Genomic DNA, 1,827 nt, shown 5'->3' with positions numbered 1-1,827 from the left:
AGGTAATATTCCTCGCGATAGACGAACAGCACCACGTCGGCGTCCTGCTCGATCGAGCCGGATTCACGCAGGTCAGAGAGTTGCGGTCGCTTGTCGTCGCGGCTTTCGACCTGGCGCGACAGCTGCGACAGCGCGATGATCGGCACGCCGAGCTCCTTGGCCAGCGCCTTGAGGCCCGTGGTGATTTCGGTGATTTCCTGCACGCGGTTCTGCGAGGCGCGTGCGCTCGATCCCTGCATAAGCTGGATATAGTCGATGACGATGAGGTCGAGGCCGCGCTGGCGCTTCAGGCGCCGCGCCCGGGCGGAAAGCTGCGCGATCGAAATGCCGCCGGTCTGGTCGATGAACAGCGGGATCTTCTGCATCGTCTGCGAGCAGGCGACCAGCTTTTCGAAATCCATCTCGGTGATCTCGCCGCGGCGGATTTTTGACGACGAGATCTCGGTCTGCTCGGAGATGATGCGGGTGGCGAGCTGCTCCGACGACATTTCCAGCGAGAAGAAGCCGACGACGCCGCCATTGGCGGCTTTGAACGTGCCGTCGGCCTGCTGCGCCGGGACGTAGGCCTCGGCGATGTTGAAGGCGATGTTGGTGGCCAAGGAGGTCTTGCCCATGCCCGGGCGTCCGGCCAGCACGATAAGGTCGGAAGGCTGCAGGCCGCCCATGCGGCGATCGAGGTCGCGCAGACCGGTCGAGATGCCGGAGAGGTGGCCGTCCCGCATATAGGCGGCATTGGCCATATCGACGGCGGTCTTGACCGCATCGTTGAAGCTTTCGAAGCCGCCGTCGTAGCGGCCGGTTTCGGCGAGCTCGAACAGCCGGCGCTCGGCGTCCTCGATCTGCTCGGACGGCGACATGTCGACCGGCGCGTCATAGGCGATGTTGACCATGTCCTCGCCGACGGTGATCAGCGCGCGGCGCGTCGCAAGGTCGTAGATGGCGCGGCCATAGTCGGTGGCGTTGACGACGGTGACGGCCTCGACGGCGAGCCGCACCACATATTGCGCCACCGTCATGTCGCCGACCTTCTCGTCGGCCGGAAGGAAGGTCTTCAGCGTGATCGGCGTCGCGATCTTGCCCATGCGGATGAGTTCGGACGCGACTTCGAAGATGCGGCGGTGCAGCGGCTCGTAGAAATGCGCCGGCTTGAGGAAATCCGAGACCCTGTAGAAGGCGTCGTTGTTGACGAGAATAGCGCCCAGCAACGCCTGCTCGGCCTCGATGTTGTTCGGTGCCTCGCGATAGAGCGGCGTTTCCGCCGCGCCGAATTTCAGTGCCGCCTCTGCCATAATGTCCCCGATTTCGATCCCGCCTTCCTCGATACCAGAACGGGAAGATTCGATGCTGACCTTTCTGCAACAGTACGATTCTGACTGACCTTGATACTCGCGATTCACAGCCAAAATTTTCTGGTGGAAAGAATCGTCATTGACTCGAATCGAAGAGGGTGAAGATAACGCTTCGAACGAGAACAAAACAAGAAAATTCCTATCGCAGCGTGTCGCCCCAATCCGCGCGCCGGGCCGTCTTGAAGACGGCGCCGTCGCGCTTGCTGAACAGTTGCTCGCCGGCGCTGCCGTCCGGCTGGCAGAGTTTCAGCACCACCTTGCCGGAGCCGCCTTTCGGCGGCGCCAGCACCCGCGCGGCGCGCGCCGGCGCCGGCTGCCGGGAGGCGGCGAGATAGATGAACTTCTCGTCCTCCCACGGCACGTCGGCTTCCTTGACCAGGCGATGCAGGCGCGAGCGGGCGACGCGGCGCGAGAAATGGCACCAGTCGGGCGGCGTGATCGGGCAGGGCGCCGCGTGGGGACAGGGCGCCAGCATATG

General features: G+C 63.7%; 2 protein-coding genes. Both read right to left on the bottom strand.

Annotated features, from left to right (window positions below; all coding sequences use genetic code 11):
* The coding region (locus tag EOA28_RS34575) for a replicative DNA helicase (RefSeq protein WP_128315788.1) at nucleotides 1-1,289 on the bottom strand (1,289 nt) is incomplete at its 3' end.
* A gap of 199 nt (nucleotides 1,290-1,488) precedes the next feature.
* Nucleotides 1,489-1,827: small ribosomal subunit Rsm22 family protein (locus EOA28_RS34570; RefSeq protein WP_245501671.1), on the bottom strand; the 339-nt coding region annotated here is incomplete at its 5' end.

The sequence above is a fragment of the Mesorhizobium sp. M2A.F.Ca.ET.067.02.1.1 genome (genome assembly GCF_004023285.1).
Taxonomy (GTDB): domain Bacteria; phylum Pseudomonadota; class Alphaproteobacteria; order Rhizobiales; family Rhizobiaceae; genus Mesorhizobium.
Note: the sequence above shows the minus strand (reverse complement) of the source record. Positions and strands in the feature narration are given on the sequence as shown.